11 protein-coding genes are annotated in these 14,576 nt (G+C 63.9%); 5 read left to right on the forward strand and 6 right to left on the reverse strand.

Going from position 1 to position 14,576, the window contains the following annotated elements:
• Positions 1-67 precede the first annotated feature (67 nt).
• From EDC35_RS00480 to def, 6 genes are all read right to left on the reverse strand, one after another.
• A complete protein-coding gene (locus EDC35_RS00480; RefSeq protein ID WP_132974891.1) occupies positions 68-1,435 on the reverse strand; it encodes a sigma-54-dependent transcriptional regulator in 1,368 nt (455 codons plus the stop codon).
• Positions 1,432-3,630 (reverse strand): sensor histidine kinase, encoded by a 2,199-nt coding sequence (locus tag EDC35_RS00485; RefSeq protein ID WP_132974892.1) that lies wholly within the window; start codon positions 3,628-3,630, stop codon positions 1,432-1,434. The genes EDC35_RS00480 and EDC35_RS00485 overlap by 4 nt, the downstream gene beginning before the upstream one ends.
• On the reverse strand, positions 3,612-4,184 hold the full coding sequence (locus EDC35_RS00490; protein WP_132974893.1) for a DUF4390 domain-containing protein: 573 nt from the start codon (positions 4,182-4,184) through the stop codon (positions 3,612-3,614). The genes EDC35_RS00485 and EDC35_RS00490 overlap by 19 nt, the downstream gene beginning before the upstream one ends.
• Entirely contained in the window at positions 4,181-5,557 is a 1,377-nt protein-coding gene (rsmB, locus tag EDC35_RS00495; protein ID WP_132974894.1) for a 16S rRNA (cytosine(967)-C(5))-methyltransferase RsmB, read from the reverse strand. Before rsmB ends, EDC35_RS00490 begins: the two co-directional genes overlap by 4 nt.
• On the reverse strand, positions 5,523-6,461 hold the full coding sequence (fmt, locus tag EDC35_RS00500) for a methionyl-tRNA formyltransferase (protein ID WP_132974895.1): 939 nt from the start codon (positions 6,459-6,461) through the stop codon (positions 5,523-5,525). The genes rsmB and fmt overlap by 35 nt, the downstream gene beginning before the upstream one ends.
• Before the next feature lie 113 nt (positions 6,462-6,574).
• Entirely contained in the window at positions 6,575-7,108 is a 534-nt protein-coding gene (gene def / locus EDC35_RS00505) for a peptide deformylase (RefSeq protein WP_132974896.1), read from the reverse strand.
• A gap of 114 nt (positions 7,109-7,222) precedes the next feature.
• Between def and EDC35_RS00510 the strand changes: the two genes are divergently transcribed.
• The 5 genes from EDC35_RS00510 to EDC35_RS00530 all read left to right on the forward strand — a co-directional run bounded on the left by EDC35_RS00510 (position 7,223) and on the right by EDC35_RS00530 (position 14,377).
• Positions 7,223-8,437, forward strand: a complete 1,215-nt coding sequence (locus EDC35_RS00510) for a LysM peptidoglycan-binding domain-containing protein (protein WP_132974897.1) — start codon at positions 7,223-7,225, stop codon at positions 8,435-8,437.
• A 7-nt stretch (positions 8,438-8,444) separates the two neighbouring features.
• Positions 8,445-9,572 carry a DNA-processing protein DprA gene (dprA, locus tag EDC35_RS00515; RefSeq protein ID WP_132974898.1) on the forward strand — a complete coding sequence of 376 codons (1,128 nt, stop codon included), beginning with the start codon at positions 8,445-8,447 and terminating at the stop codon, positions 9,570-9,572.
• A gap of 51 nt (positions 9,573-9,623) precedes the next feature.
• A complete protein-coding gene (locus EDC35_RS00520) occupies positions 9,624-10,100 on the forward strand; it encodes a Smg family protein (RefSeq protein WP_132974899.1) in 477 nt (158 codons plus the stop codon).
• Between the two features lie 308 nt (positions 10,101-10,408).
• Positions 10,409-12,703, forward strand: a complete 2,295-nt coding sequence (gene topA / locus EDC35_RS00525) for a type I DNA topoisomerase (protein WP_132974900.1) — start codon at positions 10,409-10,411, stop codon at positions 12,701-12,703.
• Positions 12,704-12,802: 99 nt separating this feature from the next.
• Positions 12,803-14,377: an AAA family ATPase gene (locus EDC35_RS00530; protein WP_132974901.1), complete on the forward strand. Its 1,575-nt coding sequence runs from the start codon at positions 12,803-12,805 to the stop codon at positions 14,375-14,377.
• Positions 14,378-14,576 lie beyond the last annotated feature (199 nt).

A 14,576-nucleotide genomic window follows, 5' to 3' on the forward strand; every position in this document is an offset into this window, starting at 1 on the left:
CGACAACGACAACGATCAGAGACGGTCTCGGGACATCTGCAATGCTGCACTAGAAGCTGGTGGCTCCTCATCGCCTTTCTTTGATCTCAATCCCCAGCGAGCGCAGCTTGCGATAGAGATGGGTGCGCTCCATCCCGGCCTCCTTGGCCATCTTGCTGACGTTGCCGGCGTGCTTTTCGAGTTGATAATCCAGATACGCCTTCTCGAACTGCTCGCGCGCCGTGCGTAACGGCTGGTCGAATGAGACCAGTCCTTCGAGGGTCTGGATCTGCACCGGGGACGGTGCGCCGAGCGCGCTCTCGACCTCTTTCTGGCTGATCTCGTCGCCCGCGCCGAGAATGAGGACACGCTGCACCAGATTCTTGAGCTCGCGCACATTGCCCGGCCAGCCATAGTTGCGCAGAAAATTCTGCGCGCCGACGCTGAAGCGGCGATAGGGCAGTTTTTCGTGGGTGGCGAAATAGTCCAGATAGAAATTCAGCAGATCCGGCACATCCTCGGCGTGCTCATGCAGCGGCGGGACGTTCAGCGGAACCACGTTCAGGTGGTAGAAAAGGTCTTCGCGAAAACGGCCGCAGCGCACCTCTTCTTCCAGATTACGCTGGGTGACGGCGATGATGCGCACGTCAATGCGCACCGGCTCGCTGCCGCCGACGCGCAGGAATGAGCCGCTGTCGAGCGCGCCCAGGAGCTTGGACTGAGCATCCCAGTCCATGTCGGCGACCTCGTCGAGAAGCAGGGTCCCGCCGGCGGCCTTCTCCAGACTGCCGTAATGGGTCTGCTCGCCGTCCTCGCTGCCGAAGAGTTCGCGCGAGGCATTGCCGCCGGCCAGCGAAGACACGCTGAGATCGACGAAGGGACGCTCACGGCGTGCGCTCTGCGAGTGCAGATAGCGGGCGAAGGTCTCGCGTCCGCTGCCGGCATCGCCGGTGATGAGCACCCAGGTGTCATGCTGGGCGATGCGCTTGACCTGTTCGCGCAGCCGCTGCATGGCGGCGCTGCGTCCCACCGGTTCATGCACCTGTGGCGCGCGGCGTTTGAGCCCGATGTTTTCCTGCTGGAGCTTCTCGGCCTCCAGCGCGCGTTCCACCGTGAGCAGCAGCTTGGCCATCGACAGCGGCTTTTCGAGAAAGTCATAGGCGCCGAGCCGGGTGGCCTCGACCGCCGTCTCGACCGTGCCATGACCGGACATCATGATGACCGGGCAGGGCAGGGCGTCGTCTTCCGCCCATTCCTTCAGCAGCGTGATGCCGTCCAGGTCGGGCATCCAGATGTCCAGCAGAATGAGATCCGGACGATGGTTGCGCAGGGCGTGCCGTGCGGCCTCGCCATTCTCCGCGATGGCGACGGCATAGCCTTCGTCTTCGAGAATTTCCTGCACCAGACCGCGAATGTCGGGCTCGTCGTCCACCACCAGGATATGTGTTGCGCTCATGTGTCCGCCTGTTGTCCCCGCCCCTGAACCGCCTGCGCGGCCTGCCAGACCGGCAGCCGGACCCTGATCAGGGCGCCCTCGCCGATGTTTTCAACCATGATCATACCGCCGTGCTCCTCAATTATCTTCTTGACGATGGCCAGACCCAGTCCGGTCCCCTTGGTCTTGGTGGTGACATAGGGCTCGAACAGGCGCTCCAGCAGATGCGCCTCGAAGCCGGGCCCGTTATCGGCGACCTCAAGCTGGACGAAGGCGGCGTCTGCGGATTCGATCCGCTCCGTGGTCACGACGATGCGTGCGGAGGCGCGGCCTTCCAATGCCTCCTGGGCGTTTTTGATGAGATTGTGCAGCACCTGACGCAGTCGCAACGGATCGCCCTGGACCTGAATCCCGTCCGCCCGTAACGCAATTTCCAGGGCGGGCGTGCCGGCGCTGCGATAAAGATCCAGTACCTCCCGGGCCAGTTGGTCGAAGACCAGCGGCTGGGGTTTGCTTTTGGGGCTGCGGGCATAGTCCGAGAAGTCGTTGACCATCAACTTCATGGCCTCGACCTGCGCGATGATGGTGCGCGTCGAGCGGTCGATGATTTTGGCATCGGCCTCGTCGGCCTTGGGCAGCAGCTTATGGCGCAGCCGCTCGGCGGATAGCTGGATCGGTGTGAGCGGATTCTTGATCTCGTGCGCCAGGCGGCGCGCCACCTCGCCCCAGGCGGCATTGCGCTGGGCGGTGATGAGCGAGGTGATGTCGTCGAAGACCACGACATGGCCCCGCTGGTCTGAGTCCGGCAGGGGCAGCGGACTGCCGCGACACAGGAGTGTCTGATTGCCCTCACCGCGTTGCAGGGTCACCTCGGCGCGCCACACCTGACCGGCGGCGAGATGGCGACGGACGGTCTCGACCCAGGGTACGAGACAGGGCTGATCCTGTTCGATGCGTTCGAGCGTCGGTCCCGCTTCGTTCGCGAAATTCAAATCCAGGATGGTACGCGCGGCCGGATTCGCGGTGCGCAGGCGCTGGCTGTCGTCGAAGGCGACCACGCCTGACGAGAGCCGTCCGAGCACGGTCTCCAGATAATTGCGCTGTGTCTCGACCGCCTGCTGGCTGCGCTGGGCCGCGTCGCGGGCGCGGGCGATGCGGCGCGACATGGCGTTGAAGGAGGACACCAGAAAGGTGAGTTCGTCGTCATGTCGGGGCAGGGGAATTTCCTGCTCATAATCGCCCTCGGCGATGGCGCGGGTGCCACGGGCGATGTCGGCGACCGGCGCCACCAGTCGCCGCGCGGTATGGAAGGCGGCGATCAGCGCGGCCATGAGTCCGAACAGCAGCACCAGCGACAGGGTCAGCGAAAAGCTGAACTTGAGCGACTGGCGCAGATAGGCCAGCTCGGTATAGCGGTCATAGGCGCCTTCCAGCCGTGCGGAGAGTGCACTGATGCGCGCTGAGGTCGGGAAGATCGCCTGCATCTGCATCGGACGGCCACGCGGATCCTGCACCAGTGCGCGCACCATCAGCTCCTCGCCGGGGCCGGTCTCCAGTCCCACATAATTGGCACCGCCACGCACACCCTGCTGGATCTCGCGGTCGGCATGATTGGGCACCAGTTGGGTGGGATCCTCATTGGCGGTGCCGAGCACCTGGCCGCCGGAGGTATAGACGGTCAGTTCAATGGCGCCGGCCTGACGGCGGAGACTGTTCAGGGTCAGGGCGACGGCGGTGCCTGACTGGTCATCGATGCCGGCCAGCAGTTGTTCGGTATATTTGCCGAGCACCCGCTGATTGAGATCCAGCGAGGCCTGATTGAGCACCAGCGCATCCTGCATGGCCTGTCCGATCTTGACATCGAACCAGCTATCGATCCCGCGCAGCAGAAAACCGAGCGAAAAATAATAGACCACGCCCACCGGCAGCAGCGAGATGACGGCGAAGAGCGCCACGATGCGTGCGGTCAGTCGCGAGCCGGCGGCCTGACGACGATAACGCCGCACCAGCTTGACCACGTTCACGATCACCAGCGCCACCAGCACCAGCAGCCCGGCGAGCACCAGCGACAGCAGCGGCACGAAGGCGCGACTCAGCGATTCGGAGTTCTGCACCGCATCGCGCATCAGCACCAGCACCACGAAGAGTCCGGCGATCAGCGCCGCGACCGGCAGGGTGCCCAGTCCGCGCAGCCGGCTCAAGGCGTTAATGGCCACTTGCTCCACTTGCTGGAGAGCTTCCAGGCGCGCGTCAGATAGGCCTGCGGCCGCAGTGGCAGCGGCAGTTCCTCAATATCCAGTGCGACCTGGATCTGGACCTCGTACTCCTGTTCCGGCTCCAGTTCATCCTGGTTCAGAAGCGGCTGATCGGTGAAGGCGCCAAGCGCGCGGATCGCCGCCTCGCGGGTCTCGAAACCGCGCCCGTGATCGCCGGGGATCCGGTAGACCTCATAACGGGCCGACAGTGGCTTGTAACGGATGGCATGACGTAATTGCAGATCAAGCAGGCTGTCCTCCCACAGCCAGGCGTTGACCCGTCTGACCTGGATATGCGTCACGATGGTCAGTGGCACACCATTGTCCAGCGCCTCCAGCGCCTCATCGCTGAATCGGTAATCGATGCTGGCGTTCAGGTAATAGACGCCACCGTCAAGACGGGTCTGGATCTGCTCGACCCGGAACGGATCTTTCGCCATGGCGGATGAGATCAGAACCAGCAGCAGACCCAGAGCCAGGGACAGCCGCAGACCTGTTGCACGTCCGGGCGTCATGCGCTGAGTTTCTCGATCAGGGCATAAAAGAAGCCGTCCGTGCCGCCCGGCGTCGGCAGCAACTGACGTCCATGCGGCATGGCCTGATCCGGATCGGTCAGCAGCGGCAGCTCGCGGGCCTGGGGCTGGCGGGCGAGAAAGGCCGCGATCTGGTGGTGATTCTCGTCGGTCAGCAGTGAGCAGGTCGCATAGAGCAGACGACCGCCGGGCGCGAGCAGGGGCCAGATGGCGTCCAGCATGCGCGCCTGCACGGCGGCAAGGGTCGGGATGTCGTCGGCGCGCTTGAGCCACTTGATGTCAGGATGACGGCGGATGACGCCGGTAGCCGAGCAGGGGACATCCAGCAGAATGCGGTCGAAGGGTCGCGCGGTCCAGTCGCCTGTCGGCGCTGAGGCGTCGCCGGCCACGACCTGAGCCGAGAGACCGAGCCGGGTCAGGGTCGCGTGCACGCTTTTCAGACGGGTTGCGTCGCTGTCGAGCGCGAGCAGATCCAGCGCGTTGCCGGCCCGCTCCAGGATGGCGGCGGTCTTGCCGCCGGGCGCCGCGCAGGCGTCGAGCACCCGCTGTCCGGGTTGGGCGTCGAGCAGTTGCGCGGCAAGCTGGGCGCCGCCGTCCTGAACCGACACCAGACCCTCAGCGAAGCCCGGCAGGTCACGGGTCGGACAGGGCTGATCGAGCATCAGGCCCATCTCGCAGCCGTCGATGGGCTGGACGCCAAGTCCCGCCGCCGCCAGTCGTTGTGCGTAATCATCCCGGTCGAGACGGGTGCGATTGACCCGCAGCGACATCGGCGGACGGGCGTTGCTGGCCTCAACGATTCGCTCCCAGTCGTCCGGCCAGTCGGCGCGCAGACGGGTCAGCAGCCAGTCGGGGAAGAGCCAGCGCATCGCCGGATCCTGATCGACCTCGGCCAGCAGCGACTCGCGTTCGCGCAGAAAGCGTCGCAGCAGGGCATTGACCAGCGCGGCCTTGTCGGGCTTGCCGAGCAGACGGCTGGCCTCGACGGTGGCGGCAACGGCGGCGTGTGCCGGGGTGTTCATGGCCAGGAGCTGATAGAGCCCGAGCAGGATCAGTGCATCCAGATCGCGGTCGTTTTTTTTCAGCGGGCGCTTGAGCAGACGGGCGGCAAGCGCCTCCAGTCGGGGCAGCATCCGCAGCACGCCGTAGCACAGCTCCTGGATCAGCGCCTGATCGGCGGAACCGGACGACGACTGCGGCGTTTGCAGAACCCGCGTCAGCGACTGGCCGCGATCACGCACCCGATGCAGCGCCAGCGCCGCAGCGGCGCGCGCCTCGGCGCCGGCTGGATGACGGAATGCGGTTTGGGATGTGCTGAGATCAGCCAAACCGCGCGCCGTCCAGGTGTCGTGCATTGAGATAATCGGCGGCGCTCATGGGCTTTTTTCCGGCGGGCTGAAGATGGGTGAGACGCAGGACGCCCTGTCCGGTGGCGACGGCGATGCCGCTTTTGTCGGTGGCGACGACTGTGCCGGGCGGCGACTGAGTCGCGACCGGATCAGCCAGTGCGTCCCAGATGCGCAGACTGGCGCCATCGAGATTGGTCTGGGCGACCGGCCAGGGATTGAAGGCGCGCACCTGACGCTCGATGGCCTCGGCGGGCTGAGTCCAGTCGATCCGCGCCTCGTCCTTGCTCAGTTTGTGGGCGTAGGTCGCCTGGGTGTCGTCCTGGGGCTCGGGAAGCCTGGAGCCATCGGCGATGCCCGGCAGGGCATCGATCAATGCCTGAGCGCCGAGGGTCGCCAGCCGGTCATGCAGACTGCCGCCGGTCTCGTGCGGATCGAGCGGCGTCTCCACCCGATGGTAGACCGGTCCCGTGTCCAGCCCGGCCTCCATGCCCATGATGCAAACGCCACTTGCGGCATCCCCGGCCAGCACCGCGCGCTGGACCGGCGCCGCGCCGCGCCAGCGTGGGAGCAGCGAGGCATGGACATTGACACAGCCCAGACGGGGCGCCTCCAGGACCGAGGCCGGCAGTAGCAGACCATAGGCCACCACCACCATCAGATCGGCGTCGAGTGCGCGCAGTTGGGCGACCGCATCGGGATCTTTTTTCAGGCTCTCGGGCTGGAAGACCGGAATGCCGCTGGTCTGTGCCAGGAGCTTGACCGGGCTCATCTGGAGCTTCTGTCCGCGCCCGGCGGGGCGATCCGGCTGGGTGTAGACCGCAACCGGCTTCAGACCGGCATTGATGAGCGCGGCAAGACTCGGGACCGCGAACTCGGGCGTTCCGGCGAAAATGATTTTGAGCGAGGTCATAACTTGAGCAATTATTTAGACAGGATTAACAGGATTTTCCAGGATGGACAGGATTTTCAATTCATTGTTTTTGATCCTGTTAATCTTGATTCATCCTGTTAATCCTGTCCAATTTAGAGAACGCCCCGCTTGGGCGGGTTGCCGGATGCGGCCTGACGCTGGTCTTTCAGCAGTTTGTGCTTGATGCGCTGGCGTTTGAGCATCGAGATGTGATCGACGAAGAGCTTGCCGTCCAGATGATCGATCTCATGCTGAATGCAGACGGCGAGCAAGCCATCGGCGTCGAGCGTGAAGGGGTTGCCGTCGCGGTCGAGCGCCTCGATTCTGATCCACTCGGCGCGGGTGACCGTCTCGAAGAAACCGGGGACCGACAGACAGCCCTCGTCCATCTGCTCGCGGCCTTCGGCTGACAGGATGTTCGGATTGATCAGGCACAGCGGCGTGTCCTTGTGCTCCGAGGTGTCGATCACCACCACCCGCCGCGAGATATTGACCTGGGGTGCTGCCAGACCGATGCCGGGTGCGGCATACATGGTTTCGAGCATGTCATCGACCAGACGGCGGATGTCTGCGTCAACCTGTGTGACGGGCAGCGCCTTGTTGCGCAGTCGGGGATCGGGGAAGGTGAGGATATCGAGCTTTGGCATCGTTCTTTGCGGTAAACGGGTGGATGGAATCGATTCGCGTGCGCTACTATCGCGCAAATACTACACCCCTTGACAGGGTCGGGTGAATCCCGCTTCGACCATCCAGGAGGAACCATGCGCGCCATCATAAACCCTTTCGCCGCCGTCTCTCTCCTCGCCGGTCTCTTGCTGTTGCCGATGTCTCCGGTGCAGGCCGTCGAACTCGCACCCGATGCCCCGCAGACCTATGTGGTGCGCGCGGGGGATACGCTCTGGGACATCGCGGGGCGTTATCTGCGCGAACCCTGGCACTGGGCCGAGATCTGGCAGGCCAATCCGGGGATCGATAATCCGAATCTCATCTATCCGGGCGACGTGCTGGAATTGACGATGGTCGATGGTCAGCCGCGCGTGCGGGTGGCGCGTGGCGGTGAGACCACGACCGGATCCCGTGACGGCATGCGCGTGGTGCGGCTCAGTCCGCAGGTGCGCGTTTCGTCGCTCAAAGCGGCCGTGCCGACCATTTCCATCTCGTCCATCGCGCCCTTTCTGACCCAGCCTTACATCGCCGATTCGGATCAGATCAGGCGTGCCGCCTATGTGGTCGGCTTTCCGGACGAGCATATCGTCGCCGGTCTGCACGATTCGATCTATGTCCGGCGCATCGACTCGAACATTGACACCCATTTCCAGGCGCTGCGTCCGGGCGACGCGCTCCGCGATCCTGACACCAATGAAATCCTGGGATACGAAGCGGTCTTTATCGCCAATCTCACGCTGGAACGCACCGGCGATCCAGCCAAGCTCCAGGTGACGCGCTCGGAACGCGAGGTCTCCATCGGCGACCGTGTGATTCCCGCCGCGCTCGAACAGTCGCTGGAGAACTTTTTCCCCCGGCCCGCGCCGCCCGGCACCAAAGGCCGGATCCTGTCGGTGCTCAACGGGGTGTCGCAGATCGGCCAGTTCGATGTCGTGACCATCAATCGTGGCACCCGTGATCGCATTGAGGTCGGCCATGTTTTCGAGGCATTCATTGGCGGCACCAGGGAACGCGATCAGGTGCGCGGCGGAAGCTTCGTCACCAACTGGCGTGACGAAAGTCCGTTTTCGACCGACTTCTGGTTCGGACGCGATCAGGTGCGCCAGGGCTGGCGCATGAACGAGCCCGACGCCGCGCCCCTGCCGCCGCATGTCGAATTCCGACGCGAAAACAGCCAGTATTTCAAGCCATTCGAGCGCGCTGGCATTCTCATGGTCTTTCGTACCTTCGAGCGGGTGAGCTTTGCCCTGGTGATGAATACGTATCGCGCCATCAACGTGGGCGACTGGGTCGCTCCGCCGCGTTCCTGAGCGCGTCTTGCGCCAGGCTGACTCCGAGCCGGTCGACGCCTGGCTCGCACTCGTCAATGCGCCAGGCGTCGGCCCGCGCACCGTCTCCAAACTGCTTGCCCATTTCGGCAGCCCGACGGCGGTTCTCCAGGCATCCGCCGAACGCCTGACCGCCGCCGGGCTCAAAGCGCCCGCTATCGCCGCCCTGAAAACGCCGGATCAGGCCGGCATCGACGCCATTCTCGCCTGGGCCGCGCAGCCTGCCGCCCACATCCTGACCCTAACCGATCCGCGCTATCCAGCACAGCTTGCCGAGATCCCCGATCCGCCGCCGCTGCTCTATGTGCGCGGCGATGCCGGTCTGCTCGGCGAACCCCAGATCGCCATCGTCGGCAGCCGCAATCCCACGCCCGGCGGGCGCGAGATCACCCGGACCTTCGCCCGCGAGCTGACCGATTTCGGTCTGCTCGTCTCCAGCGGTCTCGCGCTCGGCATCGACGGCGTCGCCCATACCGCCGCGCTGGAGCGCGGGCGCACCATCGCGGTGCTGGGAACCGGGCCGGATCGGGTCTATCCGGCGTCCCATCGCGATCTCGCGCGCCGGATTGCCGATGCGGGCGTGCTGGTCAGCGAGTTTCCGCCGGGACAGGAGCCGCTGGCGCATCATTTTCCGCGCCGCAACCGTCTCATCAGCGGCCTGAGCCTGGGGGTGCTGGTCACCGAAGCGGCGCTCAAGAGCGGCTCGCTGATCACCGCCCGCTGCGCGCTCGAACAGGGACGCGAGGTCTTCGCCGTCCCCGGCTCGATCCTCAACCCGCTCGCGCGCGGCTGTCATGCGCTGATTCGCGAGGGCGCCCGGCTGGTCGAATCCGCCGCCGAGATCCTGGCGGAGCTGGCGCCGCTGCTGCGGTCAGTCCTGGCGGCACCGGCGACGGGTACGGATGTGCCAGCGCCCGGGCAGTCCAGCGATGCGCTTGACGCCGACTCCCGACGCCTGCTCGATGCCATGGGCTTCGATCCCGTCGCGCCGGATGAGCTGATCGCGCGCAGCGGGCTGCCCGCCCAGCGGGTCGCGTCCATGTTGTTGACCCTGGAATTGAGCGGTCATGTATCATCGGTCCCTGGAGGTCGCTATAGCCGCTGTCGCGTCGGATAACGATCCTCCAGGGCGCGGATCGGCGCCTGTCTGCGTCCAAGAGGTTGGCTGATGTACGAAAATATGGTCGATGTCCTGATCTACCTTTACGAGAATTATATGGACGGCGAAGGCCAGCCACCCGTCAGCCAGAGCGATCTGGAAGAGGAACTGTCTCAGGCCGGCTTCAGCCAGACGGAGATCGCCCACGCCCTGCGCTGGCTCGACGAGCTGGCGGTGGGGGTTGAGACGCCGCAATATCATGCGCATACCGCTGGCGCGATCCGCGTCTACAGCGACAGCGAATGTCAGAAACTCGATACCGAGGCGCGCGGACTGCTGCTGTCGCTGGAGCAGAACGGCATCCTGGATCCGGTCAGCCGCGAGCTGGCGATCGATCGTCTGCTGGCCATCGAACATCCGCTGGTCATGATCGACGAGGTCAAATGGGTCGTGCTGCTGGTGCTGATGAACCGCCCCGGACGGGAAGACGCCTTCACCCTGATGGAAGACATCGTTTATCACGACGAACTGGTTTATCTGCATTAAACCGCGCCCAGTGCGGTAGGCGATGTTTTTGGGTTGGATCAACCTTGGCAGCATCGACGACCGTGAGAGCTGGCGCGGTTTAAGGTATTAAAAAATATATAAGCCGCATGACTGCCAAGGGCCGTCGATGTGCCAAAGGTCGAATTCACTCGAAACTTGGGCTGCCGCTCTGGACGCAATTTAAACCAGCTTCCAGCAGAACAGGCTGGCGGCTGATAGCTGGAAGCTGGTCCCTTGTCAGTTCCCCTTGACGCCCCGGCGCGTTATGGGTTTACCCTAATAAGACGACACCCCAACCAGAACCCCGCATGAACCTCGTCATCGTCGAATCGCCGGCCAAGGCCAAGACCATCCAGAAATATCTCGGACCCGATTTCGAGGTCATCGCCTCTTACGGGCATGTGCGCGACCTTATTCCCAAAGAGGGCGCGGTCGATCCCGAGCACGGCTTCGCGATGAAGTATCAGATCATCGACCGCAACGAGAAGCACGTTCAGGCCATCGCCAAAAAGCTGAAAAACGCGGAGACGCTTTATCTCGCCACTGACCCGGATCGCGAAGGCGAGGCCATTTCCTGGCATCTCTACGAACTGCTCAAGGGCCGCAAGCAGTTGGGCGAGCGTCCGGTGCATCGGGTGGTCTTCAACGAGATCACCAAGCGCGCGGTGCAGGAGGCCATCGCCAACCCGCGTCAGATCTCGGACGATCTGGTCAACGCCCAGCAGGCGCGGCGTGCGCTCGACTATCTGGTCGGCTTCAATCTGTCCCCACTGCTGTGGAAAAAGATCCGTCGGGGTCTCTCGGCGGGACGGGTGCAGAGTCCGGCTCTACGGCTCATCTGCGAGCGCGAGACCGAGATCGAAGCCTTCGTCCAGCGCGAATACTGGACCATCGAGGCCGATGCCGCCAAAACCGGCAAGCCCTTCGTCGCCAAGCTGACACTCTTCGGCGGCGACAAAATCGAACAGTTCAGCATCACCGACGAGTCCCGTGCAGCCAGCGTCAAGCAGGCGCTTGAGCTGGCTGCCAGGGGTCAGCTCAAGGTCGAAGAGGTCGAGCGCAAACAGCGCAAGCGTCATCCGGCGCCGCCCTTCATCACCTCGACCCTCCAGCAGGAAGCGGCGCGCAAGCTCGGCTTCACCGCGCTGCGCACCATGCGCGTGGCCCAGCAGCTCTATGAAGGCGTCGATGTCGGCGGCGGCGCGGTCGGTCTCATCACCTACATGCGAACCGACTCGGTGAATCTGGCGCAGGAGGCCATCGCCGAGATCCGCGCCTATATCGCCGAACGCTTTGGCGCCGATGATCTGCCGGACCAGCCGCGTCTGTACAAGACCAAGGCCAAGAATGCGCAGGAGGCGCACGAGGCCATTCGTCCGACCTCCATCCTGCGCGAGCCGTCACAGGTCAAGGCCCATCTGAGTCCCGAACAGTTCCGTCTCTACGAACTCATCTGGAAACGCACCCTGGCCTGCCAGATGGCCCACGCGCTCATCAATCAGGTCGCCATCGATCTGGCAGCGGGCGAGGGCAACCTGTTGCGCGCCACCGGCTCGGTGGTCGCCGAGCCGGGCTTCATGCGTCTTTATCTCGAAGGCCGCGACGACGCCAAGGGCGCAGACGACGACGAGGAACGCATGCTGCCGGAGATGCAGGTCGGCGATCTGGTCGATCTGCTGGCGATCCGCGCCGAACAGCATTTCACCGAGCCGCCGCCGCGTTATTCCGAGGCCTCGCTGGTCAAGGAGCTGGAAGAATTCGGCATCGGTCGGCCCTCGACCTATGCCTCGATCATTTCCACGCTCCAGGATCGCGAATATGTGGTGCTGGACAAGAAGCGCTTTCTGCCGACCGACGTGGGGCGGGTGGTCAACAAATTCCTGACCGACTATTTCGCCTCTTACGTAGACTACGACTTCACCGCCCGGCTTGAGGACCAGTTGGACGCGGTGTCGCGCGGCGAGGAAGACTGGGTGCCGCTGCTCGAAGGCTTCTGGAAGCCCTTCAAGGATCTGGTCGATCACACCCAGGAGCACGTCAAGCGCAGCGATGTCACCCAGGAAAAGATCGACGAGACCTGCCCCAAGTGCGGCGGGCAGTTGTCCATCCGGCTCGGACGCAACGGACGTTTCATCGGCTGCACCAACTATCCGGATTGCGATTACACCCGCGACCTGAACGCCGACAAGGCGGAGGCCGAGGCGCCGGAGATCGTCGAGGGCCGCGACTGTCCACTCTGCGGCTCTCAGCTTGAGATCAAGCGCGGGCGCTACGGCAAGTTCATCGGTTGCAGCGCCTACCCCAAGTGCAAGCACATCGAGCCACTGGAAAAGCCTGAAGACACCGGCGTCACCTGTCCCAAGTGCCAGAAGGGCACGCTGCAGAAGAAAAAATCCCGTCGCGGCAAGCTGTTCTATTCCTGCTCCACCTATCCCAAATGCGACTATGCCGTCTGGGACGAACCCATCGCCGAACCCTGTCCCCGCTGCGGCTGGGCGGTGATGACGATCAAGGTCACCAAGACCAAGGGCGCGGCCAAGGTCTGTCCGCAGAAGGAATGCGGCTATCGCGAGCCGCTGGATCAGGGCGAGGAGCAAGCGTAGATACCGTTCGCAGGCGACTGGCCTTGGCCTGACCTGAAGCAGCTTCCGGCTGCCCACCAGCCGCCCGCAAGCGGGTTCCCACGTTTCGCGAGGTGTCCCATGCGCTTTTTCAACACCGAAGGTCCGATCCGACCCGCAGACCATTACAGTCTGCCGCCTCTCTCCCGCTGGGATCTGGACGAGATTCTCAGCCTGATCGACCAGAAGAAATACTTTCTGCTGCACGCCCCGCGTCAGACCGGCAAGACCACCTGTCTGCTGGCGCTGATGGAGCATCTGAATCGGGAGGGGCGTTATCGGGCGGTCTACACCAATCTGGAAACCGCTCAGGCGGCCCGCGAAAATGTGGTGCTGGCGATCACCGGTATCGTCCAGGCCATTGCCAACAGCACGCGGCAGTCGGCACAAGCCCCGGATCTGGCTGTACTGGCCCGTGAGGTGCTGGCGGAACAGGCCGCCACGGTGGCGCTGCAAGCCTTTCTCAGTCGCTGGAGCGAACAATCGTCACAGCCGCTGGTGCTGCTGCTGGATGAGGTCGATGCCCTGGTTGGCGACACCCTGATCTCGCTGCTACGCCAGTTGCGCGCCGGCTATCCCCAGCGCCCGGCGGCCTTTCCACAGACCGTCATCCTGTGCGGGGTGCGCGATCTGCGCGACTACCGCATCCATGCATCGTCCGAGTCAGCGCCCATCACCGGCGGCAGCGCCTTCAACATCAAGGCCAAATCGTTGCGGCTGGGCGATTTCGACGCCGACGAGGTGACGACACTGCTGCTTGAACATACGCGCGAGACGGGACAGGTGTTCACCCCCGAGGCGCTGGATCGGGTCTGGGAACTGACCCAGGGCCAGCCGTGGCTGGTCAATGCCCTGGCCTATCGCGCCTGTTTCGAGATTCGCGCCGGACGCGACCGCGCCCAGCCGGTGACCCTGGAGCTGATCGATCAGGCCAAGGAGCAGATGATCATCGAGCGCGTCACCCATCTGGACCAGCTTGCGCACAAACTCCAGGAACCCCGGGTGCGCCGTGTCATCGAGCCGATGCTGGCCGGTACGCTGCCGGGCGAAGCCTCCGAGGATGACCGCCAGTATCTGGTCGATCTGGGTCTGTTGCGCCGCGACGGCGCGGGCGGGCTGGTGGTCGCCAATCCGATTTATCGCGAGGTGCTGCCGCGCGCCCTCGCCAGCGGCCCACAGGATTCGCTGCCCCGCATCGCCCCGACCTGGCTCAACGCCGATGGCACGCTCAATCCTGCGGCATTGCTCGACGCCTTCCTCGTCTTCTGGCGCCAGCACGGCGAACCCCTGCTACGGAGCGCGCCCTATCATGAAATCGCCCCGCATCTGGTGCTCATGGCCTTTCTGCACCGGGTCATCAACGGCGACGGAACGCTGGAACGCGAATACGCCATCGGCATGGGGCGGATGGATCTCTGCCTGCGTTACGGGGCGGTCATGCTGGGGATTGAAATCAAGGTCTGGCGCGACGGCGCGTCGGATCCACTGACCGAAGGTCTGACCCAGCTCGACGCCTATCTGGCGGGGTTGGGGCTGGACAGCGGCTGGCTGGTGATCTTCGACCGGCGTTCAAACCAGCCGCCCAGCGCCGAGCGCACGACAGGCAACGAGCAGATCAGCCCACAGGGCCGGCGGATCCAGGTTGTGCGAGCCTGACCGTTTAAGGCGATTTCCTGAAAACAATCTACCCACTGAGAGGTCGTGAATGGACAGGATTCACAGGATTTTTCAAGATTGACAGGATGAAGAAAACAATGGCTTACCTCCTGTGAATCCTGCGACATCCTGTTCATCCTGTCCATTTGGAGCCTTGACTCTGGTAGACACTTTCCCGGAAACCACCTAACCGCGCCAA

The sequence above is a fragment of the Thiobaca trueperi genome (assembly GCF_004342175.1).
Lineage (GTDB): Bacteria > Pseudomonadota > Gammaproteobacteria > Chromatiales > Chromatiaceae > Thiobaca > Thiobaca trueperi.

Coding starts and splice junctions, on each gene's coding strand:
- topA (WP_132974900.1), top strand. CDS start 10,409: ATGAACCTCGTCATCGTCGAATCGCCGGCCAAGGCCAAGACCATCCAG.
- EDC35_RS00490 (WP_132974893.1), bottom strand. CDS start 4,184: ATGACGCCCGGACGTGCAACAGGTCTGCGGCTGTCCCTGGCTCTGGGT.
- EDC35_RS00530 (WP_132974901.1), top strand. CDS start 12,803: ATGCGCTTTTTCAACACCGAAGGTCCGATCCGACCCGCAGACCATTAC.
- EDC35_RS00520 (WP_132974899.1), top strand. CDS start 9,624: ATGTACGAAAATATGGTCGATGTCCTGATCTACCTTTACGAGAATTAT.
- def (WP_132974896.1), bottom strand. CDS start 7,108: ATGCCAAAGCTCGATATCCTCACCTTCCCCGATCCCCGACTGCGCAAC.
- fmt (WP_132974895.1), bottom strand. CDS start 6,461: ATGACCTCGCTCAAAATCATTTTCGCCGGAACGCCCGAGTTCGCGGTC.
- EDC35_RS00510 (WP_132974897.1), top strand. CDS start 7,223: ATGCGCGCCATCATAAACCCTTTCGCCGCCGTCTCTCTCCTCGCCGGT.
- rsmB (WP_132974894.1), bottom strand. CDS start 5,557: ATGCACGACACCTGGACGGCGCGCGGTTTGGCTGATCTCAGCACATCC.
- EDC35_RS00480 (WP_132974891.1), bottom strand. CDS start 1,435: ATGAGCGCAACACATATCCTGGTGGTGGACGACGAGCCCGACATTCGC.